This is a genomic window from Gemmiger sp. An120, assembly GCF_002160955.1.
In the GTDB taxonomy this organism is placed as follows: Bacteria; Bacillota; Clostridia; order Oscillospirales; family Ruminococcaceae; genus Gemmiger_A; species Gemmiger_A avium.
The window spans coordinates 252,307-278,152 of record NZ_NFLN01000003.1 but is presented as its reverse complement, the minus strand read 5'-3'; the positions used below and the strand labels follow the sequence as shown (position 1 = coordinate 278,152).

General features: G+C 58.4%; 25 protein-coding genes and 1 tRNA gene. 9 read left to right on the top strand and 17 right to left on the bottom strand.

The features are described 5' to 3' along the window. Positions 1–25: 25 nt before the first annotated feature. Positions 26–682 carry an endonuclease III domain-containing protein gene (locus tag B5E65_RS04610; protein ID WP_087170593.1) on the bottom strand — a complete coding sequence of 219 codons (657 nt, stop codon included), beginning with the start codon at positions 680–682 and terminating at the stop codon, positions 26–28. Between the two features lie 159 nt (positions 683–841). Here B5E65_RS04610 and glyA point away from each other — a divergent pair, with 159 nt between their 5' ends. The 7 genes from glyA (at position 842) to B5E65_RS04575 (ending at position 8,398) form a co-directional block, all read left to right on the top strand. Continuing rightward, positions 842–2,095 (top strand): serine hydroxymethyltransferase, encoded by a 1,254-nt coding sequence (gene glyA / locus B5E65_RS04605; RefSeq protein WP_087170592.1) that lies wholly within the window; start codon positions 842–844, stop codon positions 2,093–2,095. 49 nt (positions 2,096–2,144) lie between these two features. Further along, positions 2,145–2,993 carry an alpha/beta hydrolase gene (locus B5E65_RS04600; RefSeq protein ID WP_087170591.1) on the top strand — a complete coding sequence of 283 codons (849 nt, stop codon included), beginning with the start codon at positions 2,145–2,147 and terminating at the stop codon, positions 2,991–2,993. After that, complete coding sequence (locus B5E65_RS04595; RefSeq protein ID WP_087170590.1) at positions 2,986–4,260, top strand: replication-associated recombination protein A; 1,275 nt, start codon at positions 2,986–2,988, stop codon at positions 4,258–4,260. Before B5E65_RS04600 ends, B5E65_RS04595 begins: the two co-directional genes overlap by 8 nt. A 160-nt stretch (positions 4,261–4,420) precedes the next feature. After that, positions 4,421–4,804 carry a Fur family transcriptional regulator gene (locus B5E65_RS04590; RefSeq protein WP_087170589.1) on the top strand — a complete coding sequence of 128 codons (384 nt, stop codon included), beginning with the start codon at positions 4,421–4,423 and terminating at the stop codon, positions 4,802–4,804. Positions 4,805–4,951: 147 nt separating this feature from the next. Next, positions 4,952–6,661 (top strand): glycosyltransferase family A protein, encoded by a 1,710-nt coding sequence (locus B5E65_RS04585; RefSeq protein WP_087170588.1) that lies wholly within the window; start codon positions 4,952–4,954, stop codon positions 6,659–6,661. Between the two features lie 81 nt (positions 6,662–6,742). Continuing rightward, the gene (locus B5E65_RS04580) at positions 6,743–7,474 is read left to right on the top strand and encodes an ABC transporter ATP-binding protein (protein ID WP_087170587.1); all 732 of its coding nucleotides are present in this window, start codon (positions 6,743–6,745) and stop codon (positions 7,472–7,474) included. 3 nt (positions 7,475–7,477) lie between these two features. Continuing rightward, a complete protein-coding gene (locus tag B5E65_RS04575; RefSeq protein ID WP_087170586.1) occupies positions 7,478–8,398 on the top strand; it encodes a SufB/SufD family protein in 921 nt (306 codons plus the stop codon). A 70-nt stretch (positions 8,399–8,468) separates the two neighbouring features. Here the strand turns inward: B5E65_RS04575 and B5E65_RS04570 are convergent, their stop codons facing one another. From B5E65_RS04570 to B5E65_RS04505, 14 genes are all read right to left on the bottom strand, one after another. Next, positions 8,469–9,113, bottom strand: coding sequence for a metallophosphoesterase family protein (locus B5E65_RS04570; protein WP_087170585.1), 645 nt, complete (start codon positions 9,111–9,113; stop codon positions 8,469–8,471). An 18-nt stretch (positions 9,114–9,131) separates the two neighbouring features. Beyond that, complete coding sequence (locus tag B5E65_RS04565) at positions 9,132–11,078, bottom strand: BMP family ABC transporter substrate-binding protein (RefSeq protein ID WP_087170584.1); 1,947 nt, start codon at positions 11,076–11,078, stop codon at positions 9,132–9,134. A 210-nt stretch (positions 11,079–11,288) separates the two neighbouring features. Continuing rightward, positions 11,289–12,461, bottom strand: coding sequence for a SpoIIE family protein phosphatase (locus B5E65_RS04560; RefSeq protein WP_087170583.1), 1,173 nt, complete (start codon positions 12,459–12,461; stop codon positions 11,289–11,291). Between the two features lie 13 nt (positions 12,462–12,474). Further along, complete coding sequence (locus tag B5E65_RS04555; RefSeq protein WP_087170582.1) at positions 12,475–14,148, bottom strand: [Fe-Fe] hydrogenase large subunit C-terminal domain-containing protein; 1,674 nt, start codon at positions 14,146–14,148, stop codon at positions 12,475–12,477. After that, the gene (locus B5E65_RS04550) at positions 14,145–14,396 is read right to left on the bottom strand and encodes a (2Fe-2S) ferredoxin domain-containing protein (protein ID WP_087170581.1); all 252 of its coding nucleotides are present in this window, start codon (positions 14,394–14,396) and stop codon (positions 14,145–14,147) included. Before B5E65_RS04550 ends, B5E65_RS04555 begins: the two co-directional genes overlap by 4 nt. Before the next feature lie 245 nt (positions 14,397–14,641). Then, complete coding sequence (locus B5E65_RS04545) at positions 14,642–15,688, bottom strand: Gfo/Idh/MocA family protein (protein ID WP_087170580.1); 1,047 nt, start codon at positions 15,686–15,688, stop codon at positions 14,642–14,644. A gap of 19 nt (positions 15,689–15,707) precedes the next feature. Continuing rightward, positions 15,708–16,733 (bottom strand): Gfo/Idh/MocA family protein, encoded by a 1,026-nt coding sequence (locus tag B5E65_RS04540; RefSeq protein ID WP_087170579.1) that lies wholly within the window; start codon positions 16,731–16,733, stop codon positions 15,708–15,710. 26 nt (positions 16,734–16,759) lie between these two features. Then, the gene (locus B5E65_RS04535; protein WP_087170578.1) at positions 16,760–17,632 is read right to left on the bottom strand and encodes a sugar phosphate isomerase/epimerase family protein; all 873 of its coding nucleotides are present in this window, start codon (positions 17,630–17,632) and stop codon (positions 16,760–16,762) included. 13 nt (positions 17,633–17,645) lie between these two features. Beyond that, positions 17,646–18,482: a carbohydrate ABC transporter permease gene (locus B5E65_RS04530; protein ID WP_087170577.1), complete on the bottom strand. Its 837-nt coding sequence runs from the start codon at positions 18,480–18,482 to the stop codon at positions 17,646–17,648. After that, positions 18,479–19,363 (bottom strand): carbohydrate ABC transporter permease, encoded by an 885-nt coding sequence (locus B5E65_RS04525; RefSeq protein WP_087170576.1) that lies wholly within the window; start codon positions 19,361–19,363, stop codon positions 18,479–18,481. The genes B5E65_RS04530 and B5E65_RS04525 overlap by 4 nt, the downstream gene beginning before the upstream one ends. A 103-nt stretch (positions 19,364–19,466) precedes the next feature. Next, complete coding sequence (locus B5E65_RS04520) at positions 19,467–20,732, bottom strand: ABC transporter substrate-binding protein (RefSeq protein WP_158098517.1); 1,266 nt, start codon at positions 20,730–20,732, stop codon at positions 19,467–19,469. 98 nt (positions 20,733–20,830) lie between these two features. Next, the gene (locus tag B5E65_RS04515) at positions 20,831–21,253 is read right to left on the bottom strand and encodes a helix-turn-helix transcriptional regulator (protein WP_158098516.1); all 423 of its coding nucleotides are present in this window, start codon (positions 21,251–21,253) and stop codon (positions 20,831–20,833) included. A 78-nt stretch (positions 21,254–21,331) separates the two neighbouring features. Beyond that, complete coding sequence (locus B5E65_RS04510) at positions 21,332–22,243, bottom strand: response regulator (protein WP_087170573.1); 912 nt, start codon at positions 22,241–22,243, stop codon at positions 21,332–21,334. Beyond that, a complete protein-coding gene (locus B5E65_RS04505) occupies positions 22,224–24,017 on the bottom strand; it encodes a sensor histidine kinase (RefSeq protein ID WP_087170572.1) in 1,794 nt (597 codons plus the stop codon). The genes B5E65_RS04510 and B5E65_RS04505 overlap by 20 nt, the downstream gene beginning before the upstream one ends. A gap of 294 nt (positions 24,018–24,311) precedes the next feature. Between B5E65_RS04505 and B5E65_RS04500 the strand changes: the two genes are divergently transcribed. Both B5E65_RS04500 and B5E65_RS04495 read left to right on the top strand, forming a co-directional pair. Beyond that, on the top strand, positions 24,312–24,692 hold the full coding sequence (locus tag B5E65_RS04500; RefSeq protein ID WP_087170571.1) for a desulfoferrodoxin family protein: 381 nt from the start codon (positions 24,312–24,314) through the stop codon (positions 24,690–24,692). 162 nt (positions 24,693–24,854) lie between these two features. After that, positions 24,855–24,930: transfer RNA gene (locus B5E65_RS04495), tRNA-Ala, on the top strand. Between the two features lie 270 nt (positions 24,931–25,200). On the opposite strand, the gene B5E65_RS04490 is transcribed toward B5E65_RS04495, so the two are convergent. Further along, positions 25,201–25,605 carry a type II toxin-antitoxin system death-on-curing family toxin gene (locus B5E65_RS04490; protein ID WP_087170570.1) on the bottom strand — a complete coding sequence of 135 codons (405 nt, stop codon included), beginning with the start codon at positions 25,603–25,605 and terminating at the stop codon, positions 25,201–25,203. Continuing rightward, on the bottom strand, positions 25,602–25,844 hold the full coding sequence (locus B5E65_RS04485; protein ID WP_058964398.1) for a hypothetical protein: 243 nt from the start codon (positions 25,842–25,844) through the stop codon (positions 25,602–25,604). Before B5E65_RS04485 ends, B5E65_RS04490 begins: the two co-directional genes overlap by 4 nt. Positions 25,845–25,846: the final 2 nt, after the last annotated feature.

The following is a 25,846-nucleotide window of genomic DNA, read 5'->3' as shown; positions in this document are numbered from 1 at the left end:
AGTATAGCGCGGTAAAGCGGATTTGTCAACCGTCCACTTTGGCCGGAGCAGCTTTGGCCCCGGTGCGGCAGACCTCTTTCAGGCAGCAGGCCGCGCAGTTGGGCTTGCGGGCGTCGCACACCGCCCGGCCGTGCAGCACAAACCGGTGGCACAGATCGCTGCCCTCTTCCGGGGGGATGATCTTCCACAGGGCCATCTCCACCTTTTTCGGGTCTTTCAGATCGTCCACCAGGCCGATGCGGTTGCACAGCCGGATGCAGTGGGTGTCGGTCACGATGGCCGGCTTGCCGAACACATCCCCCAGCACCAGATTCGCGCTCTTGCGGCCCACACCCGGCAGGCGCAGCAGTTCTTCCATAGTATCCGGCACCTTGCCGCCGAACTCGTCCCGCAGCATCCGCATGCAGGCGCTGATGTCCCGGGCCTTGCTGCGGCCCAGCCCGCAGGGGCGCACGATGGCTTCGATCTCGTCCACGCTGGCCTCGGCCAGCGGCTCAATGCCCGGATACCTGGCAAACAGATCCTGTACCACGATGTTTACCCGGGCGTCGGTGCACTGGGCGGCCAGCCGCACCTCCACCAGCAGCTGCCAGGCATGGTCGTAATCCAGGGTGCATTCCGCCAGCGGATATTCTTCTTTCAGCCGCCGGATGACCTCCAGCGCCCGTTGCTTTTTCGTCATAGTTCTGCCCTCCCGACGGCATTTATGAGATTTTTTCCTATTTTACCACGCCGCACCCGCCAAGGCAATGCCCGGTCTTGTTTTTCTGCTGCCGGGCGCGGTATAATAGAAGCAGTCACGGGCCCGGCCCGACATTACGACCGAGAGAGGATGGGAACTATGTTCAAGGATATGATCGACACCATCGGCTTTGTGGCCCAGAGCGACCCGGAAGTGGCCGCCGCCATGAATCGGGAGCTCACCCGTCAGCGGGAAAACATCGAGCTGATCGCCAGCGAGAACATCGTCAGCCCGGCGGTGATGGCCGCTATGGGCAGCGTGCTCACCAACAAGTACGCCGAGGGCTATCCCGCCCACCGGTACTACGGCGGCTGCGTCTGGGTGGACCAGGTGGAGCAGCTGGCCATCGACCGGGCCTGCAAGCTGTTCGGCGCAAAATACGCCAACGTGCAGCCCCATTCCGGCGCCCAGGCCAACCTGGCGGTCTACTTCGGCCTGCTGGAACTGGGCGACACCATCCTGGGTATGGACCTGTCCCAGGGCGGGCACCTGACCCACGGCAGCCCGGTGAACATGTCCGGCAAAAACTACCATTTTGTCTCCTACGGGGTGGACGAGAACGGCTTCATTGACTATGATGCGGTGCGCGCGCTGGCCCGGGAATGCAAACCCAAGATGATCGTGGCCGGGGCCTCCGCCTACTGCCGCGCCATCCGGTTCGATATCTTTGCCGACATTGCCCACGAGGTGGGCGCGCTGCTGATGGTGGATATGGCCCACATTGCGGGCCTCGTGGCCGGCGGCCAGCACCAGAACCCGGTGGAGTGGGCGGACGTGGTCACCACCACCACCCACAAGACCCTGCGCGGGCCCCGGGGCGGCCTGATCCTGACCAACAACGAGGAGATCGCCAAGAAGATCAACAAGGCCATCTTCCCGGGCACCCAGGGCGGCCCGCTGGAGCATGTAATCGCCGCCAAGGCGGTCTGCTTCGGGGAAGCGCTGAAGCCCGAATTTGCCGACTACGCCCGCCGCGTGGTGGAGAACGCCCAGGCTCTGGCCAAGGGCCTGACCGACCGGGGTGTCAAGCTGGTCAGCGGCGGCACCGACAACCACCTGATGCTGATTGACCTGTCGGACGAGGAGTGCACCGGCAAGGAGCTGGAGCACAACCTGGACGAGGTGCACATCACCGCCAACAAGAACACCGTGCCCGGTGAAAAGCGCAGCCCCTTTATCACCAGCGGCGTGCGGGTGGGCACCCCCGCCGTTACCACCCGGGGCATGGGCCCCGCCGAGATGGATGTGATCGCCGGCTGCATCGCCGACTGCATCCATGACTTTGAGGCCCGCAAAGAGGATGTGGCCGCCCGTGTGGCCGATCTGGTGGCCCGGTTCCCCCTGTACGAATGATCCGTCCGCCGCGCGGCGTTTTGAACCAAGCGATAAAAGGTGAATCAAGATGGCGATGCTTACCTGTAAATTCCGCAGCGAGGCGATGATCACGGTGAACGAGGTCAAGATCTTCCTGCCCACCGATCAGACCGCCAACACCACCCACCAGGTGGCCGGGGTGGTGACCCTGCTGCACGGCTACGGCAACAACTGCGACTGCTGGCTGGAGAATACCGCCGCTGTGCGCTATGCCAAGGACAACAACCTGGCCTTGGTGATGCCGGATGCCTCCAATTCCTTCTATCAGGATATGGCCGCCGGCCCCGCCTGGCAGACCTGGCTGACCCGGGAACTGCCCGAACTGCTGAACCGCAACTTCCGCCTGCCCATGGAGCGGGAGAAGAACTTTATCTTCGGGCTCAGCATGGGGGGCTACGGCGCGCTGCTGCTGGCACTGCGCAACCCGGACCGGTACGCGGCCGCGGCCAGCTTTTCCGGCTGCGTGCATGTGGGCATGATGCTGGAGGCCCGCACCGTCAATCCGCTGGTGCAGCAGGTGTTCGGGCCGGTGTTCGGTACCTTGAACGAGCTGCCCCGGCAGGCGGATCTGTTTGCCCTGGCCCGGGAGGTCAGCGCCCTGCCCGCCGGTCAGCAGCCCCGGCTGCTCTGCACCGTAGGCAAGCAGGATTTTGAGCCCTACTACATCTACAACCAGAACGTGGCCCTGCGGGAGGACTGGGAAAAACTGCCCCTGGACTTCGGCTGGATGGAATGGGACGGTGGCCACGAATGGGACGTGTGGGACCGCAGCCTGGTGTACGCCATCGACCGGTTCATCAATCCCGGCTATGCTGACAAGGTGCACGCCGCCTGGACCGCCCCGGTCACCCGAGGGGAGGGGATGGGCCATGGCTGAGCCTCTGGCCCAGCGCCTGCGTCCCCGCACCCTGGCGGAGGTATGCGGCCAGCAGCACCTGCTGGCCCCGGGCAAGGTATTCCGCCGCACACTGGAAAGCGGGCGGGTGCCCAATATGATTTTCTACGGCCCCTCCGGCTGCGGCAAAACCACCGTGGCCCGGATCATCGCCGAAAACAGCGGTATGCGCCTGCATAAGCTCAACGGCACCAGCGCTTCCACCAGCGATATCAAGGCGGTGCTGGCGGAGATCGGCACTTTGCAAAGCGCCAAAGGCCTGCTGCTCTACCTGGACGAGATCCAGTACCTGAACAAAAAGCAGCAGCAGAGCCTGCTGGAGTGCATCGAGGACGGCTCGGTCACCCTGATCGCCTCCACCACCGAGAACCCCTATTTCTACATCTACAACGCCCTGCTTTCCCGCTGTACGGTGTTTGAATTCAAGGCGCTGAACCCGGCGGATATCCGCACCGGGCTAAACAACGCGGTGGCCCGGCTGGAGCAGGAGGACGGCGTTCCCCTGCAGGCCGATGAGGACGCGCTGGACTACCTGGCCCAGAGCGCCGGCGGCGACATGCGCAAGGCGCTGGGCTGCCTGGAGTTCGCGGTGGCCGCGGCCCCGGAGGAAGAGGGGACACGCCGCATCCATCTGGATATGGTGCAGCAGGTGGCCCGCCGCACCGCCATGCGGTACGACCGGGACGGGGACGACCATTATGACATCCTCTCCGCCTACCAGAAATCCATGCGCGGTTCCGACCCGGACGCGGCGGTGCACTACCTGGCCCGCCTGCTGGAAGCGGGGGATTTGATCAGCGCCTGCCGCCGGCTGATGGTCTGTGCCTGCGAGGACGTGGGCCTGGCCTATCCCCAGATCATCCCCATCGTCAAGGCGGCGGTGGACGCCGCCACCATGCTGGGGCTGCCTGAGGCCCGCATCCCGCTGGCCGACGCGGTGATCCTGGTGGCCACCAGCCCCAAGTCCAACAGCGGCTACCTGGCGCTGGACGCTGCCTGGGACGACATCCGCCGGGGCAAAAGCGGCCCCATTCCCCGGCAGCTGCAGAACAAGCACTTCGACGGGGAGGACGCGGCGGTCAAGGGCCAGAACTATCTGTATCCCCACAGCTATCCCAACCGCTGGGTGGCCCAGCAGTATCTGCCGGACGCGCTGGTGGGCACAAAGTACTACGAGTTTGCTGACAACAAGAACGAGCAGGCCGCCCGTGCCTACTGGGAACGGATCAAAAACGGCGGCGGAAAATAAGCTGCCGCCCCTGGCACCCCCGCGCCGGTTTCGGCGCGGGGTATTTTTGATGCTTTTGTATGGAAAATATTTCCTGCTTTTGAACGCTTGACAAAATAATTGAAAATCGTTACTATTATTCCGTAGAAGAATTTTCCAACTATTATGTAAGGAGAAGGCTATGCGATATTCCAGACAGAGAGAGCTGGTGCTCAATCAGGTGCTGGCCCGCTGTGACCATCCCACCGCCGAGCAGATCTATTCCGCTCTGCGGCCCCAGTGCCCTGGCCTCAGCCTGGGCACCGTGTACCGGAACCTGAATGGTTTGGTGGAGATGGGCCGTCTGCGCCGGGTGACCATCCCGGGTCAGGCGGACCGGTTCGACCGTACCCTGGCGGAGCACGATCACCTGTTCTGCCGCAGCTGCGGCCGTGTGGTGGATGTGCAGCTGGAGCGTGCCGCCCTGGACGAGGCCTGCCGCGCCTGCCCCGATGCCCGCATCGAGTGGTACAGCGTCAACCTGGTGGGCGTCTGCGCCGACTGCCGCGCCGCCAAGCAGAACTGAACGTCGGATCATCACAAAAACGCCCGGTATGGCCCCGCGCCATACCGGGCGTTTTATGCTGCACCGTTGACAGCCTGTGTGGTGGTCCGTACAATAGAACAAGAGTGCAACACGGGGCGTTGGCGCCCCGCAAAGGAGATAGACCGGATGGAACGGATGGAATGGATCGTAGTGACACAGGACCCGGCAAAGACCGGGCAGATCGCCCCCGGGCGCACGGTATGCCTGCCGGGGGCGCGCAATGCCGCGGCGGAAAACGCCGGGGCCGAGTGGCTGCTGTTCTGGCAGGAGAATCTGACACCTGCCGCAGGCTTTGGCGAAGCGGTGGCTGCGGCGCTGGACGAAGCCGGGGCGGACACGGCAGCCCTGGCACCCCGGGTGCTGCCCTCTCCGGGGGATGCTGCCCCCGATCCCCTGACACTGGAACTGCCCTGGGCCTCTTCCCGCTGCCTGCTGGTGCGGCGGTCGGCCTTTCTGGCGGCAGGCGGTTTTGACGCCCGCTTGCCGGAACCGGCTGCCAGCCGGGATCTGTCGGTCCGGCTGCGCGGCCAGGGGCTGATCCGGGCGCTGCCTGCCGCGGCGGCGCTGGCCCCCGGGATGTCCGCCCAGGATCTGAACGCCTACCGGGACGAAGTGCTGGGCAAAGCCCGTCTGGCGGCCAAGTGGGCGCCCTTCGGCGCGGCCATGCGGGCCCAGGCGGAACTGTGGCAGGCGGTGCGTCATCCCGCCCATTACCCCGGCGTGCGCCGGGTGCTGGCCCCGGCGGCGGCCCGGCAGCTGCTGGCCGTCTGGCCGCTGCTGACCTGGCGGCTGGGGCATCGGGCGCTGTTCAAAAATGCGCCCTCCCCGCTGGGCAGCCCGCTGGAAGCCGATCTGGGCCCCAATGAAATGACCGCTCCCTGCCCCAAAGGCCCGCTGGTCAGCGTGATCGTGCGTACCCACAGCCGCCCGGCCAGCCTGCGCCGGGCCATGCAAAGCCTGACCCACCAGACCTACCAAAACTTTGAAGTGGTGGTCACCGAGGATGGCGAGGACACTGCCGGCGAGATGCTGCGCACCGAGTTCCCGGGCCTGCGGATCGATTACCGGGCCACCGGCGAACATGTAGGGCGGGGCAAAGCCGCCAATATGGGGATGAACCGCAGCCATGGGGCACTGCTCTGCCTGTTGGATGACGACGACTATTTCTACCCCGACCACATCGAACAGCTGGTTTCCCGGTTTGTGGCCCAGCCGGACTGCGACCTGGTGCTGGCCTCCACCATGGCGTTGGAGGCGGATGTGGTTTCCACCGATCCCTATGAACTGGCCCCGGCCCGGCTGCGGCCGGTGGTGTTTGACCATATCACCCTGATGGATCTGTGCGTGCGCTGCCGCATCCCGGTATCCGGCGGGATGTTCCGCCGGGCACTGTTTGAGCAGTACGGCGGCATGCGGGAGGACATCGACGGTGACGAAGACTGGGCCATGTGGCTGCGGTATCTGCGCACCGCCCGCCGTGCCGTGGAGGACAAGGCGGATATTGCCCGGGCCACCAGCCTGTGCCTGTATCCGGCCGATCCGGCCGAAGCCGCCCGCCGTGCCAAGGAATACGCGGCCTTTGACGAGGAGATGCTGGGGGATCCCCGGCTGCTCTACACCGTCACCGCCGGGCAGCTGCGCCGCTGGCGTGAACAGGTACACGCCGACCGGGAACACCTGCGCCGGGTAGGCGGACTGGAGGCTGCGCGGGAGGATGCCCAAAGCCATGCCGCCGCCTCTGTGCTGCTGGCTTCGGACGCGCCCGACGACCAGCCGCTGACCCTGACGGCCGCGGCACTGCGGGCGGACTGGTACGCCTGCCTGCTGGATGGTTGACGGCAGGCCGGCAGAGGGCTATAATTAGCGGTGAGCGGCCCATGGCGGCTCTTTTTCTGTACGCGATAGGAGGCAATAGCAATGCTGGAATTGCAGAATATACACTGGAGCCTGCCCGGCGGCGAGGAAATCGTGCGCGGGGTGGATCTGCGGATTGAACCGGGCCGCCTGACGGTGATCACCGGGCCCAACGGGGGCGGCAAGACCTCGCTGGCCAAGCTGATCGCCGGGCTGGAGAACCCCACCGAGGGGCGTATCCTTATGGACGGGGAAGACATCACCGGCCTGGACATTACCGAGCGTGCCCGCCGGGGCATCGCCTATGCCTTTCAGCAGCCGGTGCGGTTCAAGGGCCTGACGGTGCGCAACCTGCTGGATCTGGCCGCCGGCCAGCAGCTGGAAGAGCACCAGGCCTGTGCCCTGCTGGGCAAGGTGGGCCTGTGCGCCAAGGAATATCTGGACCGCCCGGTGGACGCATCCCTCTCCGGCGGCGAGAGCAAGCGAATCGAGATCGCCACCGTGCTGGCCCGCACCAACGCCCGCGTGCTGGTGTTTGACGAACCGGAAGCGGGCATCGACCTGTGGAGCTTTAACAGCCTGATCGAGGCGTTCCAGGAACTCAAGCGGGAGCGTTCCGGCGCGCTGCTGGTGATCTCGCACCAGGAGCGTATTCTGGAGATCGCGGACCGGATCGCCGTGGTGGCCGAGGGGCGTGTGCGCGTTTCCGGCCCGGGCGTGCAGATCCTGCCCACCCTGCTGCATGAAGAAAAGTCGGCCCTGTGCCCGCTGGGCATGGACCGGAAGGAGGTCTGACCCATGGAATCCACCACCGAAAAACTGCTGGGCCTGATCTCGGACTGGACCGGCGGCTATGCCGGGGCGTTCAGCATCCGGGAGAACGGCAGCTGCGCCGCCCGGCGCTCCACCCCCCATATTCAGATTGAGGACAAGCCCGACGCGCCGGGCCTTGTGGTGCGGGTAAGCCCCCAGGCCCAGGACGAGACGGTCTACATTCCCGCCTGCGTGACCCATGGCGGCGTGGACGATCTGGTGTATAACGACTTCTACATCGGCGACGGCGCCAGCGTTACCATCGTGGCCGGCTGCGGCGTTCACAATGACGAGGAGGAGGAAGCCCGTCACAACGGCATCCACCGGTTCTTTGTGGGCAAGGGCGCCCATGTGCTGTACAAGGAAAAGCATCTGGCCGGCGGCAAGGGCAAGGGCCTGCGCCGCATCGACCCGGTAACCGACGCGGTGCTGGCGGAGGGGGCCACCCTGGAGATGGATACCCTGCAGCTGGGCGGCGTGGACCGCACCACCCGCAAGACCACCGCCACCCTGGCCGCCGGGGCCCGTCTGGTTATCCATGAGAGCCTGCTCACCGAGGCCGACCAGACCGCCACCACCGAGTTCAGCGTGGACATGAACGGGGAGGATTCCGTGGTGGATCTGGTGTCCCGTTCGGTGGCCAAGGGCGAGAGCCGTCAGAGCTACCATTCCTGCATCCGGGGCAACTGCCGCTGCACCGGCCATTCCGAGTGTGACGCCATCCTGGTGGACAACGGCACCGTCAGTGCTGCGCCGGAACTCTACGCCGGTCACATTGACGCGTCCCTGATCCACGAAGCCGCCATCGGCAAGATCGCCGGCGAGCAGATCATCAAGCTGCGCACCCTGGGCCTGACCGAAGAAGAGGCCGAAGCCAAGATCATTGAGGGCTTCCTGAAAGGCTAACGCTATATACGAAAAGTAAAACGGACGATATTTGATACAAAATGTATCAAATATCGTCCGTTTTTGTCGTTTAATAAGCCCGGCGGAAGAAGAACCACCGGCGGCGCTCCGGCTCTGGGGCAGGCTCCAATTCTACCACCTGCCGCTCAAACGCATTCACGATGGTGGTGCTGCCATAGTGCCGCACCCGTTCCATCTGGGCGCCGTAGTTCAGGTGCACATGGCCGTGCAGCATATAGCGCGGCGCATACTGATCCATCAGCCCGAGAAAGGCGTCAAAGCCCTGGTGAGGCAGATCTTCTGTGTCTCCCAGACCACGGGGCGGGGCATGGGTCACCAGAATGTCCACCCCGCCGGCACGGCGAATCTGCCCGGTCAGGTGGCGGGCCCGCTTTTCCATCTGCTTCTGCGTATACTGATGCGGGCCGGGCCTGTAACGCACCGAGCCGCCCAGTCCGGCAATGCGCAGTCCCTTGATATTTACCACGGTGTCCTCAATGCACTCGCAGCCTTCCGGCGGTATATACTGATAACTGGCATCGTGGTTGCCATGCACGTACAGCACCGGCACCGCCGCAAAGGTGGCCAGAAAAGAGAGGTATCGGGCATCCAGATCCCCGCAGGAGATCACCAGATCATAGCCCTGCAATTTGCCGGGCTGATAGTACTCCCACAGATAGCGGGATTCCACATCCGAAACAGTCAGAATTTTCACGTCTTACCACACCCGGTCTTACAGTTTTTTCGGTTTCTCCGCAGGGCCTACCCCCTGCAGCGAGACCAGCGGCTTGGCCGCGTCGATCAGCGAGTCGTAGCTGGGAATTTCGCCGATCACGTTGTCCGCCAGCCAGTCCATGGTGATGATCTGCTCCGGACGCAGGGTTGCATGCTCCTCCGGCTGCACGCATACGCCGCCCTGGGCGTACAGCACCCCATGGAACGGATCAAAGTCCCGCTGCACAATGGTCTTGCGCAGCAGATCCACCAGCCGCATTGTACCCAGCGGCAGCGAACGGCTGGTGATCACATCCACCACGCCGGTGGACATGCCCCACCAGTAGTTCAGCGCTTTGGTGCCGGGGGCATTGTCGTGGTATTTCCAGGTGCCGTCCAGAATGGAACGCACGATCCGCACATAGAATTCGCCCCAGTTCCAGAAAGGCATGGCATAGTTGTGGATCTCCCCGTTGATTACCTGGTACAGGCCGAACTTCTCCGGTGCGCCCTTGGGGTCGCGGATATCGTGGCTGGAGATCACCGAGATGCCGTTCTCCTGGAAGTAGCGCTCCACATCCAGGCCTTTTTCGGCGGTCCACTGCAGGTAGATCTGGGCCCGGGGATTTACCATCTTGGCGCCCAGCGCAAAGGCGTTGATGGCGGCGGTCATGCCGTAGGTGGGGTAGGTGGCCACATAGCCGATCTTGTTGTCGTCGGCCATAGCGCCCGCAATCGCACCGATCAGATATTTGGCCTCATGGATGCGGCCGTAGTAGGTGCGCACGCTGGGATGGGTCATCCGCAGCGAACAGTTCAGAATCTTCACGTTGGGATGGGTCACCGCCGCCTTGAGGGCCGGGTCGATCAGCTTGGGCGTGGTGGTAAAAATCACGTCGCAGCCGTCCGCAACAGCCCGCTCGATGGCCGCTTCGCCGTCGGTTTCCGGGTTCACATTGTCGTAGCAGACCGTCTCCACCCGGTCGCCCAGGGCCTTTTCCAGTTCACCCCGGCCAAACTCGTGGCCGTAGGTCCACATGGAGCTCACCGCGTCCTTCTCGTGGACAAAACCTACCTTCAAACGGGGCGTGCCGCCTGCCAGGAACCGTTTTGCCAGGCTGGACAGGCTGGTCACGTCCTCCCGGTAGGGAGCGGGCTCCATGGACAGTTCCAGCGCGTCCGGCTGGGTCAGCACGGTGATCTCGTTCCATACCCGGTGCAGGGAGGTGCGCAGTTCCTCGGTGCCCATGTCCAGCGCCTTGCGGTAGGGATATACCTTCAGAAAAGCCAGAAGCGCGTCGCCGGCGGTGATGGGCAGCCGGTCGCCGCCGTGGGCGTTGAAGGCTTCGCAGAACCGGAAGTACAGCGACGCCAGGGCCTTTTTGTCCTCGGTGGTCCAGCGCTCGCCGGGGGCCTTGCCGGTAATGGCCACAAAATCCGCAAAGCGGCCCTCTTCGGTAAACCACAGGTAGTTGATCTGGGTCAGAGTGTAGAAATCCAGGAACTCAAAATAGATCCGGTTTTCCTTGGTGTTGGTGCGCTTGGGAATCACCCGGGTCACAGTGCCGGGCACCCGGGCCGCGCCGAAGTATTTCAGCACGCTGACCCGCTTGTTGCCCTCTACCACATAGAACCGGTTCATGAATTCGTAGGCGATGATCGGGTCCCGGATGCCCTCGTCCATCTGGGCCTGGCACAGGTTGGCCCACTTGTGGGCAAACTCGGTGTCCTCCCCCAGCAGCGGCATGAAATTGCTGGCAAAGGCCGAGGTGCGGCCCGCGGTCTTGGTGCCCACAATAAAATCCATGGGAATGTCCACCAGGCCCAGCGGTACGGTGGAACCCACTTCCGTGTGCTCCAGAATCGCATCCAGTACCTGCAGATAGGGGTATTGCCCCTTGGATACGCAGGCGCGGAAATTCTTCTGGCCCATTTTCAATGCTTTTTTATATTCTTCCATCGACATAGACGTGGTTCCTCCCTCCGTGCGCACCGTCCAAGGGCGCGCCGGGCCGCAGGGCCCCGTTTTGATAAGTAGTATTGTACCCAAAATACGTACACAAACAGTATACCCGTCCGCCCGGGCAAATGCAAGGCGGGGATGCGGCTTGTTGCTGCCATTCATCGCCGGAATATACAGAAAAACCGCCGTTCGGAAAGAACGGCGGTTTATGAATCAGAAGTAACTGAGTTTGACCTCCTTGCCCATCTTGCGCAGGCAGGCGGCCAGTTCCTCCACCAACTGGATCTTGATGCTGAAGTTGATGGGAAGGTTGGGGTTCTGGTGGGCGGGGTTGATGGCCCGCCCGGCAAAGAAGTTCACGTCGGTGGCCTCGTCAAACAGGATGCGGGCAATCATGGCCGCACCGTCCTTGCGGGTGGCCCAGGCGGCGGAAAAATCGGTGCCGCCCACATACTGCCGGGCGTATTCCACCACCCGGGACAGGGTGATCACGCCCTCGGTCACCAGGTCGATGCCGTCGATAAAGGCGATGGGTGGAATCTCCGGGTCGGCATTGTAATCCAGGCTGGCCCGTACCGGCTTGCCCAGATAGTCCGCCGCCAGCTTGCTGGTGGTGCCGCCGCAGACGATTCGCTTGCCCTCCTTGCTGAAGAACAGCGCCATCATCTTGTTTACATCCTTGGGATCGGCAGGCGGGCCGATCATCAGGTTCACCGGGCAGCGCGGCTTGATCCGCACCGCAGCCACGGTGGTGTCGTCGCCGGGTTCACCCTCGTACAGTCGGTTGCACTCATCCACAATGTAGGTGGCAATCAGTTTGGCCGAAAGGCTCGGGTCATAAAAGGCTTCGGCAAAGTCCTTGATGTTTTCCCGTTGCCAGCCGAAGTTCATGGTTTTGCCCACGCCGGCGTAGATGGCGCCGTCGCTCATGGCGATCAGTACGTCGTTTACCTGTAAAGGAATCCGGCTTTCCAGAATTTCCTTGTCCGCGATGGTGCGGCGGGTAAAAGGATAGTCGTATTCCACGCCTTCCCGCAGCATGATCACCTTGGGATTGTCAAACTGGATGATCTCGGCGGTGTTGTCGGCAAAGACCCGGATGATGGTAAAGGTGGAGTAGGCCACCTTGCGCACGCTGCACACCGGCAGGGTCTTGGCGATGGCGTCCACGCATTCCTCAATGGGCAGGTTGGCGGCGATCATGGTGCAGAGGATCTTGCTGGTCAGAGTGGAAAGAATGTTGGCTTTCACGCCGCTGCCCAGCCCGTCCGCCAGCACCAGGGTGGTGGCTTCCTCGGTCTTGATTATCTCCACCCGGTCGCCGCACAGTTCTTCATTTTTCTTGTTCAGGCTGATGTAGCCGATGTCGGTCCATAAGCTGTTCATCTGGCCACCTCGCTCACTGCTGCAGCGTGTCTTTCAGCTGGGTCAGGGCGATCTTGGTCTCGGCGGTGGTTTCGCCCAGCAGGCTGGCGATCTCCTGAACCACCCGCATCTGCTTTTCAATCACCTTGCCGGTAATCTCCACCGTCTGGGCGCGCAGTTCGGCCTTCTTGGCCTCCCGCTGCTCTTCTTTGGTGATATCCCGCATCACACTGAAGATGATGTGATACTCCTTGTCGTAGACAATGCTTTCGGCTACATATTTATCGTATTCCGCCAGATAGTGCTTTTTTTCCTTGCTGATGGGGCAGGGACTGTTCATGGCGGTGATGTAATCGGAGGGGTTCAGAATCCGCACAATGGGGCTGCCAACAATATCCTCCGGCCCGCGCAGGTTGAACAGCTCGCAGGCTGCCCGGTTGATCTGCTGCACGCACAGATCCTCGTCCAGCACAAAGATGCCGTTGGGGCTGGAGTTGATCACATAGCCCGAGAAGGTCTCGGCCTTCTCTTTCAGATACGGCATGCACATGGTCAGATCGGCCTTGCCCTGATAGACCGCGATGGCCTTTTCCCGGCAGGTGCTGTAGCCGCAGCTGCCGCAGTTCAGTTCCTGCTCCGGGCTGGTCTTGCCCATCTTGGCCAGGATCTCCCGGATCACATGCTCACTGGGACGGGCGTTGTGTACACCCAGATACGGCATATCCTTGTGCAGATCCTCGTTTTCCGGCACGGCAAAATCCGCCGGACCGGCAAAGGCGTCCACCTTCATGTTGCCGGCCAGAATGCCCCGCTGGCGGTGGTGCCGGATGCCCGGGCCGTTCACACAGCTGCCGGTGCAGGCGCTCATCTCGATAAACACCTTGTGCAGGTTGCCGGCCTCGATCTCCTTGATGGCATGCACGCAGTTTTCCACACCGTCCACCGCAATGTAGGTGTAGCCGGTATTTTCGGTGTCCATGCTGCGGATGATGCCGCCGGTCACCGGGAAGAACCGCCCGCGTTTGCCGGTGTCCTGGGGCTTTTCCGCGCTGGCCGCGGATACGCCGGCTTCTTCCATCCAGCCCTCCACCTCTTCAAAGGTCAGGGCCACGTCGGTAATGCCGTAGATGTCGGATTCCTCTTTTTTGGAGATGCAGGGCCCGATGAACACGGTCATCGCGTCGGGATGAACCTCCTTGATGGCCTTGCAGTGGGCCTGCATGGGGGAAAGCACCGGCGCCAGGCAATGCAGCGCGCCGGGGTAATATTTCTGGATCAGTGCGTTCACCGTATGGCAGCAGGTGGAGATGATCACATCCATCTCGCCGGCCGCCACCAGCTTCTGGTATTCGTTTTTGACGATGGTGGCCCCGATGGCCGTTTCTTCCGCATCGGCAAAGCCCAGCTGCATCAGTGCCCGCCGCATGGCCGCAAAATCAAACAGCGGAAACTCCGCAATGAACGAAGGCGCCACGCTGGCGATCACGGTGCGGCCCTCGGCAATTGCCTGGCGCACCCGTTCCACATCGCTGCGCAGCTGTTTGGCGTCCTGGGGGCAGGCCACAAAGCAGCGCCCGCACAGAATGCACTCGTCCGGCAGGATATGCGCCTGCCCGTCCTCGAACTTGATGCTCTTGACCGGGCAGTTGCGGATACATTTATAGCAGTTTTTGCAGTTGGACTTCTTCAGCGAAAGAACACGGTTCATACGCCCAGGCCTCCCAGCACATACTCCTTGAAGATGTCGTCAAAGTTGTCGGTGTTCACGCCGGAAACGATCTTGTCATCCACCCGGATGCTCACGCCGGTGGTGGAGCACTTGCCCAGGCAGAACGCCGCGCACAGATCCACCTTGTCCTCCAGCTTGTTCTCCGCCAGAGCAGCCTTCATCTTGGCAATTACATCGTAGGAACCTTTCAGATGGCAGGAACTGCCCACACAGATCGCGATAGTCATAACCTTTCAATCCTCCTGTTTACTCTTACACCTTACTGGGTGAAAAAAATCACACACTAATCTTATTATAAAGGAAACGTCTGCATCAGTCAATAAAAGTCTGCGGCGCATTAAAGGGGGAATTCTGCCTTTTCAGGATTGTTTCACATTACAAAAAGCCCCGGCTGTTACAACCGGAGCTTTTTGTGCAGAAAAGTAGGGAGGGGGCAAAGAGTATGTTCAGGCAGAAATGCAGAATTTGTTGTTTACAGGGCGTTCTGATCCAGCCAGTCCAGGGTTGCCTGCATGCGGCGGCCATAGGCCACCGTGCGGGGATCGGTGCATTCGCCGCGGATGCAGGCGGCAAAGGTGTTCAAAATACCAGTATGGCCCTGCTCATTGGAAATATCCAATACCTTGCGGTTTTCCGGCAGATAGGCGCCTCCTGCTTCCCTCAGCCAGACCTGAACTCCGTTGCCAGCGCTCAGATCTGCCCGCAGCATGCCTTTTTCGCCCACAATCTCGATGGAATGATCCCAGATCCCTACCCGGCTGGCGGTAAAGGTGTAAAGGGTACCGCTGTCGCTGCGTGCCATGAATACGGCGCAGTCATCATTGGTTACCGGCTGCAGACCGTCTCCGCTAAGGGACTGCCGTTCCGGAATTACGGTGTTGCAGGCGGCAGCCAGGGGATGCACCTCTCCGCAGAGCTCTCCGGTCAGCCAGCCGGCCAGATCCAGCATATGGCAGCCGAAGTCTGCCAGTGCTCCAGGACCCGACTGGGTCTTATCCATTCGCCACTCCCTCTTTACCGAGAATTGCGCAATCCGGTTTCCACCAAGCTGCTGGCGATAGAAGTATATCCGTCCCAGAGCACCGCTGCAGAGATAGTCATGCAGAAAACGGTACACAGAATATTCCCGGTAGTTAAAGCACACCATGCATACCTGATCCGGACGGGCAGCGGCTTCCTGTTCCAGAGCCAGTGCGGCATCGGCCGAATCCGCAAGCGGCTTTTCTACCAGAACGTGCAATCCGTGCCGCAAAGCTTCCACAGCAAGTGCTGTATGCTGATCGTTTGGCACACAGATGCTGACGGAATCAACCATGCTGAACAATTCTTCGGCAGACTGGCATACGGTAACACCGGATACCCCCATCCGGTCCAGCATGTCCCGGGCATTCTGGGGCAGAATATCATAAACAGCGGTCAGGACCAGAGAATCATTCCGGCGAAGACCTTCGATGTGTGAGGCGGCAATGCCAACCGTTTTGCCCAGACCGATAATGCCATGACGTATGGTTTTTTCCATAATTGTTGTCTCCTTTTCATTACTCCGGCAAAGGCAGATCCTGTCGGGTGCCGGCCTTTGCCGAGCGATACAGCGCCAACACCACTTCCAGTGTGGCTGTGGCGTCTTCCGGCGTTACCGGCGGCTGCCGGTTTTCCCGGATACAGCGGTAAAACTCCCGGATCTGGGCAAGGTGGTTGTTGCCCCAGTAGTTTTCTCCTGTGTGCGGATCGCAGGAGGGGGCGATCCGGTAAGGCTCCTGTCCCTGGAGAGAAACCGTAACCGTTTCGCCCTCCAACAGAACAGAACCTTTTTCTCCGTCAATCTCCACGCGGATCGGACTATTGCGGGTATAGTAGTTGCAGGCGAAAAATGCGTAGACCGCACCACTTTCAAACTCGATGGCGGCGTCAGCCTCATCCTCTACCTCGATACGGGTCAGAATGCGGCGGGCAATGTGGCCCTGTACGGCATGAACCGGGCTGTCCATAAGCCAGCGCACCAGATCAATGCTGTGAATGGCCTGGTCAATGACCACACCACCGCCCTCGGTTTCCCAGGAACCTTTCCAATCGCATTCATAATAAGAAGGCGGTCGCCACCAGGTAAGCTGCGACCAGGCACCCCGCAGTGCACCGAGCTTTCCCGCCTGAATCAGTTCCTTGGCATGCTGGATGCCCGGAATATAGCGGTTCTGGGAGACCACCGACAGCCAGCGGCCGCAGCGGCGTGCTTCTTCTGCCATTTCCCGCGCGTCCGAAAGGCTAAGCGCGACCGGCTTTTCGGTAAGTACATGAGAGCCTGCCCGCAAACAGGCGATTGCCTGCGCTTTATGAAGATGATGCGGGGTCAGAATGTGAACAACCTGCGGAGGATCAGCCAGCATATCCTCCAGGGAGTCGGAGGCCCGGCAGCCGGGAAAATCTGCTGCAAACTGCTGTGCACGCGCCAACACCTTATCCACAGCCCATACTACCTGTACTTCATCTGCCAGCTGTTTCAAAGCGGCACGGTATACGCCGCTGATACGGCCGCATCCTACCACACCGATCCTGAGAATATCCATTTACATCACCTCAATGGCGCGCCGCCTTACAGACAACTCTGGATATGGCGCAGACCCCGGACAAGGCCTTCCTTGACCTTTTCCTGGCTGCCGCTCCAGATCGGGTCTTCATGCTCAATGCTGATGGTGCCGTCAAAGCCGGCTTCCCGCAGACGATCAATAAGTTTTTTCCAGTCGATCTGGCCCAGGCCCGGCACACGATACCGCCACCAGCCCTCGCTGCTGTCTTCCACATACTTCGGACAGAAGAGAATACCGGTACGCTGCAGTTCGTCCCACAAAATCTCGGTATCCTTGGCGTGCACGTGTGCAATGCGGCTGCCGTAATCCCGAACAGCCTTGTAGGGATCCATCATCTGCCAAACAAAATGGGACGGATCAAATGCCAGTTTGAAATTCGGGCTGTCGATCCGGGCAAAAAGCTCATCCCACATGAAAGGCGCAAAGCCGATATTCCCCATGAGGGGGCAGTTCTCCACGCAGAGGGTGACACCCAGGTCTTCCGCCTTGGCTACCATCACCTTAAGGAACTCAGTGGAACGGTCAAGGCTCTTGCGGGGATCAAACCGAACACCGTCAAAAGAATCCGGCGCAATACCGGTTGAGCACAAAACTTTGGGAATATGGTACCGGCCTGCAATCTCAATCCGGCGGATGATCTGCTTTTTGAACTCCTCCGCCTGCAGGGTGTCGTTGCTCAAAAAGTTACGGCAGAAAATCAGTGCCGACAGGTCAATACGGCCTTCCTCCCGGATCTGGGCCACATCCTCTTCGCACAGAGGAACGGTGGGGCCTACTTCCAGGTCGGAAAATCCGTTTTCAGCGCCCCAGGCAGCAATGGTTTTCAGGTCGGAAATTCCGCAGCTGACCATTACATTGGTGAGAAATCCCAGTTTCATAGTATGTCCTCCTTTAGGATTTGACAGCGCCGCTGGTAAGTCCGCCCATAATCTTTTTCTGCGCCACCAGGAAAATCAGCATCATAGGCAGAATCGACAGGGTGAAAGCCGCAAACGCCATGGTAAAGTCTACAGAATAGGTGCTCTTGAAATTGTACTGGAACAACGGCAGCGTCCAGTAGTCAGTGCTTACGTTCAGGATCAGAAGCGGCATCTGGAAGTCGTTCCAGATCCAGAGAGCGTCCTTGATCAGGATGGTGGCCAGCATGGGGGAGAGCAGGGGATACACAATCCGGAACATTGTACCCAGTCGGGTGCATCCGTCAATAGCGGCGGCTTCTTCCAGATCGCGGGGCAACGTTTGTATGTAGCCTACCATCAGGAAAATATCCTGGCAGAGGGCACCGCAGCCGTACAGAAGAACAAGACCTACCGGATTCATAAGCTTCAGGCTGGCCATCAACTTAACGATCGGAAGCATCTTGACCTGGAACGGAACAAAGATGCCCAACAGGATAAAGTAATACAGGAAGCGGTAATAACGTTTGGTACGCATGTGCCGGGCAACTGGGAATGCGGTAAGCGGAACCAGAAGCAGGATCAGCGCAACGCCTGCTACCATAACAAAGGCCGAATTGAATACGTAACGGAAATAGTTGGCCTTGGAGATAACGTTGATGAAATTTTCCAGATAGAACGATTCAGGCAGGGCAAAAAAGTTGTTGGTGAATTGCTGGGTATCCTTCATCGCGTTGGCGACAGTCAGATACATGGGGCCGCCGATCAGAAGGCAGCCGATCAGGACGTACACATAACTGAACGTCCGCAAAACAAGACCTTTGCGCTTCATACGGTTACCTCCTTGCCTCGCGTCATGCGAACCTGAATCAGAGAAATCACGGCAATGATCAGGAACAGAACTACCGATTCGGCTGTGGCGTATCCAAAGCGCCGGTCTGTGAACGCGGTATTGTAGATGATGGTACCGATCGACTCGGTGGCGCCGCCCGGGCCGCCGCCGGTAATGGACAGGACATAGTCGAACACACTGAGGCCCAATTTCAGCTGCAGGATAAAGACCATGCTGAAGGTGGGAATCAGGAACGGAAGGGTAATGCGGCGGAATTTCTGGAATGCGGTGGCACCGTCGATATCGGCAGCTTCATACAGATCGGCAGGCACGTTTTTCAGCCCGGCATAGAACAGCAGGGTGGGAATCGCACAGGCTGTCCAGATGTTGGCAAAAAGAATGCCGTAGATGGCCAGATCTTCGTTGGCGAGGATGTTGGTTTGCAGCGCAGGAATGTTGAGCCATTCACCCACAAGCGGCAGCACCCGGTAATACAGTTCTTTGAAGATCAGACCCACCGTCATAAGGCTCAGTACAGCCGGGAAAAAGAATACTGCACGAAAGAAATTTCCGCCTTTAATGCGGGAATTCAGAACCAGCGCGGTGGTCAGCGAGATGACAACAACCCCAATGATCAGCAGAACTGTATAATAGACGGTAAACCGCACGGTGCCGGCAAAGCGGGTGTCTTTCATCAGTGCAGCGTAGTTGGCAAAACCTACAATATTGAATTTCTTACTGATGCCATTCCAGTCGGTAAGGCTGTAGAAGAAGCCCATAACCACCGGAACCATGAACAACAAAGTATAGAGAAACAGCCCCGGAAGCGTGATAATGAAATCGGTCAGGGTATCTTCGCGCAGCAGGAACTTTTTCTTCATAAGCAAAGCCTCCTCATTCAGCCGGATACAGCTGTGGCGCGACCACAGTGGTTTCCCTTCGGTCGCGCCACAGTTTTGCTCCTATATCGGTCTGCAGGCCGGATCAGCTCTGGGCGTAGGCTACCTTTACGCCTTCGTCAATTTCCTGCAGGAACTGATCCACATCCTTGCTGGACACCAGGCGCTGCAGCGCATTCTGCAGTTCGTTGACCATGGAAGGTGCCCAGTAACCGCGGGGGATCACAAAACTCTTGCCGGCGCTGATCAGTTCGGACATCTTGGCAAACTCCGGAGTGGCAACCTCCACGCCTTTGATCAGAGAGGTAGACCCTTCCATGTCGGCGAACATCTGAGCATTTTCGGGATCAGACATCCAGCTCAGGAATGCCAGGGCAGCTTCCTGGTTTTCCGAGGACTCCGATACGGCAAAGCCCAGATCCATGTTGATGCCCACACGGGTCTCGTCGGCGGTGCGGCCGGGCAGGGGGAACACATCCACGTTCATCTCGGGATTGGCGGATTTGACCAGAGACAGCAGCCAGGTGCCCTGCAGCATCATAGCGGCTTCGCCATTGGCAAATGCACTGATAGCCTGCTCGTATCCGACACCAAGGCTGTCAGGCTGGCCATACTCATGCAGCTTCAGGTAGATCTCGGCAACTTCCCGCATGCCTTCGTGCTCGGTGGCAGAGGCTTCGCCGGCGGCAATCTCTTCAAACAAGGTGCCGTCATCGTCAAAGATCAGGCCCATCAGACGATCGCCCAGGTGACCCAGGGTCCACAGTTCCTGATCCGAAAAAGCAATCGGGGTGATGCCGGCGGCCTGCAGCTTTTCACAAGCGGCGTACAGCTCGTCCAGAGTGGTGGGAATCGCGATGTCGTTGGCTTCGAAAATGTCTACGTTGTAGTACACGCCATAGGCGTTGGAGATATAGGGCAGGTAATAATTCTTACCGTCGATCTTGTTGCTCTCCAGGGCGCTGTCGGTCACATTCTGCATAAAAGCCTGATCGGTCAGATCCAGGTAGAAGCCGTCGCGGACATAGGCCAGATCGCTGTTGTTGTAGGTGAAGGTTACGATGTCCGGCATATCGTTGGCAACAGCACGTGCCTGCAGCACGGTGCTGGTGTCGCCGGGCGCATTCAGCACAACCTTAACGTCAGGATACTCTTTGTTGAATTCGGCGATCATGGTGTTCATGATTTCATTGATTTCCACTTTGTGCAGCAGAATTTCAATCTCACCGGATACCGTGCCCTCCTGCGTTCCGGTGCTGGACCCGCCGCCGGAGGCGGATGACCCGCTGCCGCAAGCTGCCAGGCTCAGGCATAAGGCTACACACAGGATCAGAGCAAGAAATCGTTTCATAAACATCCTCCTTTTTGCTATATGGGTAAATTCGGTTCGGTTCCTTGACCTTATTCTAGCATGCGGCCCCGGGCCAAAATATCAGAAAAGTCAGGGGTTCAGATATCACAAAAGTCAGTTTTCTCGAATTGTTTTGGAGTCTCACCATATACTTTCTTAAAAGTTTGAATAAAATAGGAAACACTATTATATCCGCACATATACGCCACTTGGGAAACCGTGTAGTTTTCCTTTGCCAGGTAGTCGCGCGCATGCTCCATGCGGATTTGGGTAAGATACTGAGAAAAGGTACAACCGGTGTAATCCTTGAACAGTTTTCCAAAGTAACGGGGATTCATGAAGTATTTTTCTCTGGCAAGTGCATCCAGTGAGATAAAGTCAAAATAGTTTTCGTTCAGATAGTCCACAACGTCCTGCATGGAACAGCCATCCTTTTGATCAGGCTGGTTAAGTTCTTCGATGCGCTCATTCAGATACAGGTCAATTTCATATACACTTTCAAAACTGCCCAAACTGCGCATTGTGACCAGGCGCCCGGTATGGCTGTATGCGCACATCTGAATTGCGGTAGCCAATTTGCCGTAGAGAAAGTCGATGTTCTAGTATTCGCTTCCGTCCAGCACCAGGCGCTCCAGCAATTTTTCCTTGTAGGTGCGGGCGCGGGCCGTGTTTTTTTCCAGATATTCGCTGAACAGGGCAAGTTCGTTTTCCGTAAACATCAGCTTGCGCGGCTCCTGGTAGACAAACAGGCGGCAGAAAGCATTGGCGATGCAGCCGCCAATCGCACTCTGTGCCTGCCGAAAAGCTTCCGCGGCTCCGGATGCGTCCTGAAACGGCAGACTTGCACCGGCAATAAGATGCAAATTCGCCAAACGTGTGCCCAGAAAGTCCAGAGGCGATTGTTCATCATCCAGCAGAAGAATTATCCGTGTGGCGTTCAGCGGGTCCACCGCGTAGGCCAGGCGCAAACCCTTGCCGCGGCATTCGGTGCAGATGCTTCGGTACAGAGAAGGCGTGATGTCTTTGCTGGCTTGCAGCAAAACAAGCCTGTATGCTGCAGCGGCAAACGGAAGTTCTGCCGTGGTGTCACCGCGGACAAGCCGTTTCAGATTCTGGGTCAGGTTTTCGTCCCGGGCCTGCTCACTTCGATTTACAGCATCGGTTACAATCCGGCGCAGTTTTTCTTGTTCAATGGGCTTGAGAAGATATTCCCGAACGCCCAGTTCCATGGCACGCTTGGCATAATCAAACTCTGCGTAGCCGCTTACCAGAACTGCTTGCGCCGCCATCTGATTACTGACCATATATTCTACCAGATCAAGACCGGTTTGCCCGGGCATGCATATATCGGTAAGAACCAGATCAAACGGAATACGGGACAGCAGCAGCCGGGCAGTTTCCGCGTCCTGGGCTTCGTACAGCTCGCAGGGACGGCTGCCCAGAAGTTCCGTTACCTGCTTAATCAACGCTTTGCGAGCGTAAATTTCATCATCAACCACCAGAATATTCATGGCTGTCCTCCTCCATCATCAAACAGGGCATAGTTACCCGTGCCAGTACCCCTTGGCCGGGTCCGCTGAAAAGTTCCACACCGTATTGGGCGCCAAACGCCATCCGTATCCGTTCATTCACATTTAGCAATCCGATGGAAGTTTCTTTATCACCAACCTTTCCGTCGGCCAATTCGGCCTGCACTGCCGCCAACCGGTCCGGATCCATGCCGGGCCCGCTGTTCCATACTTCCAAAACCAGTTCCTCTGCTTCGTTTTTCTTTACGCTGATGCGGATCTGAAGCGGATCATGCAAGCGGTTGTGCTTGAAGATATTTTCCACTAAAGGCTGCAGGGTGAATTTTTCCATGGCGCAGTCCAGCTGTTCTTCTGCCACGTCCCACTCCAGCCGCAGCTTGCCCGGAAAACGTACCTGCTGAATCTCGCAATAACGACGCAGCAGTTCCACCTCATTCCGCACCCGTACCCGGGAAGCGCCCGCCATATTATAACGGAACATCTGGCCTACATTTTCGGTCATACGCGCTACTTTATCGTTTTCTCCAAGCACTGCCAGAGACTGAATCAGGTTTAGGGTATTGTATAGAAAATGCGGATTAATCTGCAGGCGAAGCATCTTCAATTCTGCTTCTTTGCTGCGCAGGCGGGTCACATAATTATCATATACAAGCTGCTGCAGAGAGGCCGACATATGGTTGAATCCGCTGACCACGGTGTGCAGCTCAGGATTCTTTTGCAGCGGGCTTTCCAATTGAACAAAACGTCCCTGCTCAGCCTGCTGCATAGCCTCTTTCAGGGCACGCACTGTCTGATTCAAAAAGCGGAATGAGCGCAGCTCAATAATCAGAATCACGATGAAAGCGAAGAGAATACCGGCCGAAAGCGGTGCGGTATCCCGCACACAATCCAACAGCAGACGGTCTGCGTCGTAATATCCCAATACCGTCCAGCCGGTGTATGGCTCCTCCGCCAGAACAAAGCCATAATTATGCGTCCCAATCCGGGTCAGGCCGCTTCCGGCGGTGCCGCCCGTTTGCCGGGCAGCTTGTACAAACGCGGCTGTATCCTGCGGGGCGTTACCATTTGATCCGCTGTAAATCAGAGAGTCGCCTTCCAGCAGCATCAGTCCACCCTCCTGCTCCATTTTGCCAATCTGCTGGGAAAGCCGCTGCGTCAGCACATTTACGTCCAGAAAAAATGCCATGAATCCAATGCTTTCCCGTTTGGTGTTCTGAAACATTTCCCGCACGACCAAAAAGCGACGCTGATTGCCAAGAAGAGACTGGTTATCATAGACCGGTGAAAGCATGTAGTCTGTGCCCAGTGGATATTGGTTTACTACCTGACGCAGAACTTCTTTGTCCCGATTGGTGAGAGAGTTGTAGGTGATAATGGAGCCTTCACGGCGCACAAATCCAATGTCGGCAAAAAGCGAATTCCCCGACAGGAAATAGTATACTGCGTTTTTCAGATATTGTGATTCCACAATATATTCCAGGGTATAAGGCTCATCATAGGCGGACAGAATCTGATTCATTTTCTGATCCATGGAGTGCATGATATAGGCATCCTTGGTGTCGGTGACTGTGGCGGCCAATCGGTTTGCTGCCAGGCTGACCTGCTCTTTTACAGACAGTTCTGCTTCACTTTGTACTTTGTTATAGCCGCGGTCAAACACCAGAATTTCCATCATGATGCACAGTAAGAGCGTGAGCACCAGGTACAGTCCGTTCAAGGGCTGTGACACAACCCGTTTTGCATTCCGTTTCCCCATAGGCTTTTCCCTTTCTTAGAACTGATTTATTTCCGAACCGTTCATATAGCGCCCTTAATTATACCACAGACCTGTTTTGCGGTTCCACATCCTACAATAGGAAGCAAATGCTTCTTCGTCAGGATTCGTCTATTGTACCGGCGGTGGATTTGAAGTATACTGATGATAACAGACAGGAACGGAATTCCCGGTGCCGGGGATATGGCCAGCCCGGCAGGCCAGACTACCCGGGCCGGGGTTCGTTCCGGGCAGGCCGGAAAGACCTGCACAGCCTGAAATAAGGAGGGTTTTGCTATGAAAACAAGATTCTATATCTGCCGCCATTGCGGCAACCTGATCGGTATGGTGCACGATTCCGGTGTGCCGGTGGTTTGCTGCGGCGAAAAGATGGAGCCGCTGGTGCCCAACACGGTGGACGCGGCCGGCGAGAAGCACCTGCCGGTGGTCACGGTGGAGGGCAGCACCCTGCGCGTGAACGTAGGCGCGGTGGATCACCCCATGCTGCCGGAGCACTTTATTGAGTGGATCTATGTGCAGACCGAGAACGGCGGCTGCCGCCGTGCCCTGAAGCCCGGTGACAAGCCTGCCGCTGTGTTTGAACTGGGTGAGGAGAAGGCGGTTGCGGTGTATGCGTACTGCAATCTCCATGGCCTGTGGATGACGGAAGTAAAGTAACCGCTAAAAAGAAAAGGGGCGGGCAGCGTGCCGAGCGCTGCCTGCCCTTTTTGCTTGTTTTTGAAAAAACAGCTCAATATTTCAAAAAGGTGTTGACAATCTGTTTTTGGCCTGCTATAATAATCGAGCAGTCAACAAACGGCTGCTGATAACCGAACATGTGGGGGTATAGCTCAGCTGGGAGAGCGCTTGAATGGCATTCAAGAGGTCAGCGGTTCGATCCCGCTTATCTCCACCAGAAAGCATCCATCGAAAGATGGGTGCTTTTTTCTTGTGTTTATGCGGGTTTGCGGGCGGTTCCGTGACACGGAGCCGCCCGCAAACCCGTTTTTTAAGAGGATGCTTTGCTTCCCGTTTTCTGACGCATAATGAAAGGATAATGAATCCGCTCCATAACGAAAGCGGCACAGGCCAGACTTGTTATCAAAAATCCATAAAAGTATGCCCGAACATCTGGTTTCACGTCCGTCAAAACACAAAATTTAGCGCCTTTGTTTTGTGCATGATGTCAAGTTGGATTAGGCTGGGAAAGCTCCCCTGTCTTATGCTTGTGAATCCAGCCCAGAACAACTTCGTAATCCAGCGTGCCGTCGGCCATACCAAGGCCCAGAGAAATCAGGTCAGCATCAGAGTACTCCATTGCCACGCCGTTTACGTCCAGGAAGATGAGCAGTGCATAGGCACCGATGCGCTTATTTCCATCCAGAAAAGCATGATTCTTAGTGAGGGTAACTCCCAGCTTTGCTGCTTTCTCTTCGATACTGGGGTAAAGCTCCTGACCTCCAAACGTGGCAAAGGGACCTTGCACAGCGGAATCAAACAGACCCTCATCCCGGATACCATCCAGCCCGCCGGTCTCCTGCATGAGGAACTGGTGAAGCTGCATTACTTTTTGTGTGGACAATACAATCATTTTGCCAACTCCTCAAACGCTGCCCGGTGATTTTTGAAAATGCGGGTGGCAGAAATCCCGATCAGCTCATCATCCGACAAAAGCAAACGCGGGTCCGCTTCGATGTCCAGCAATAAGTACTTGGGCCGGTTGCCTTTCAAGATCACGGCTTTGCCACGCTGGTCGGCAATCCTGGTTGCCCGAGAGAAATTTTGGTTGGCTTCAGTCACGGAAATCATTTCACGGGTATCAAGCAACATGA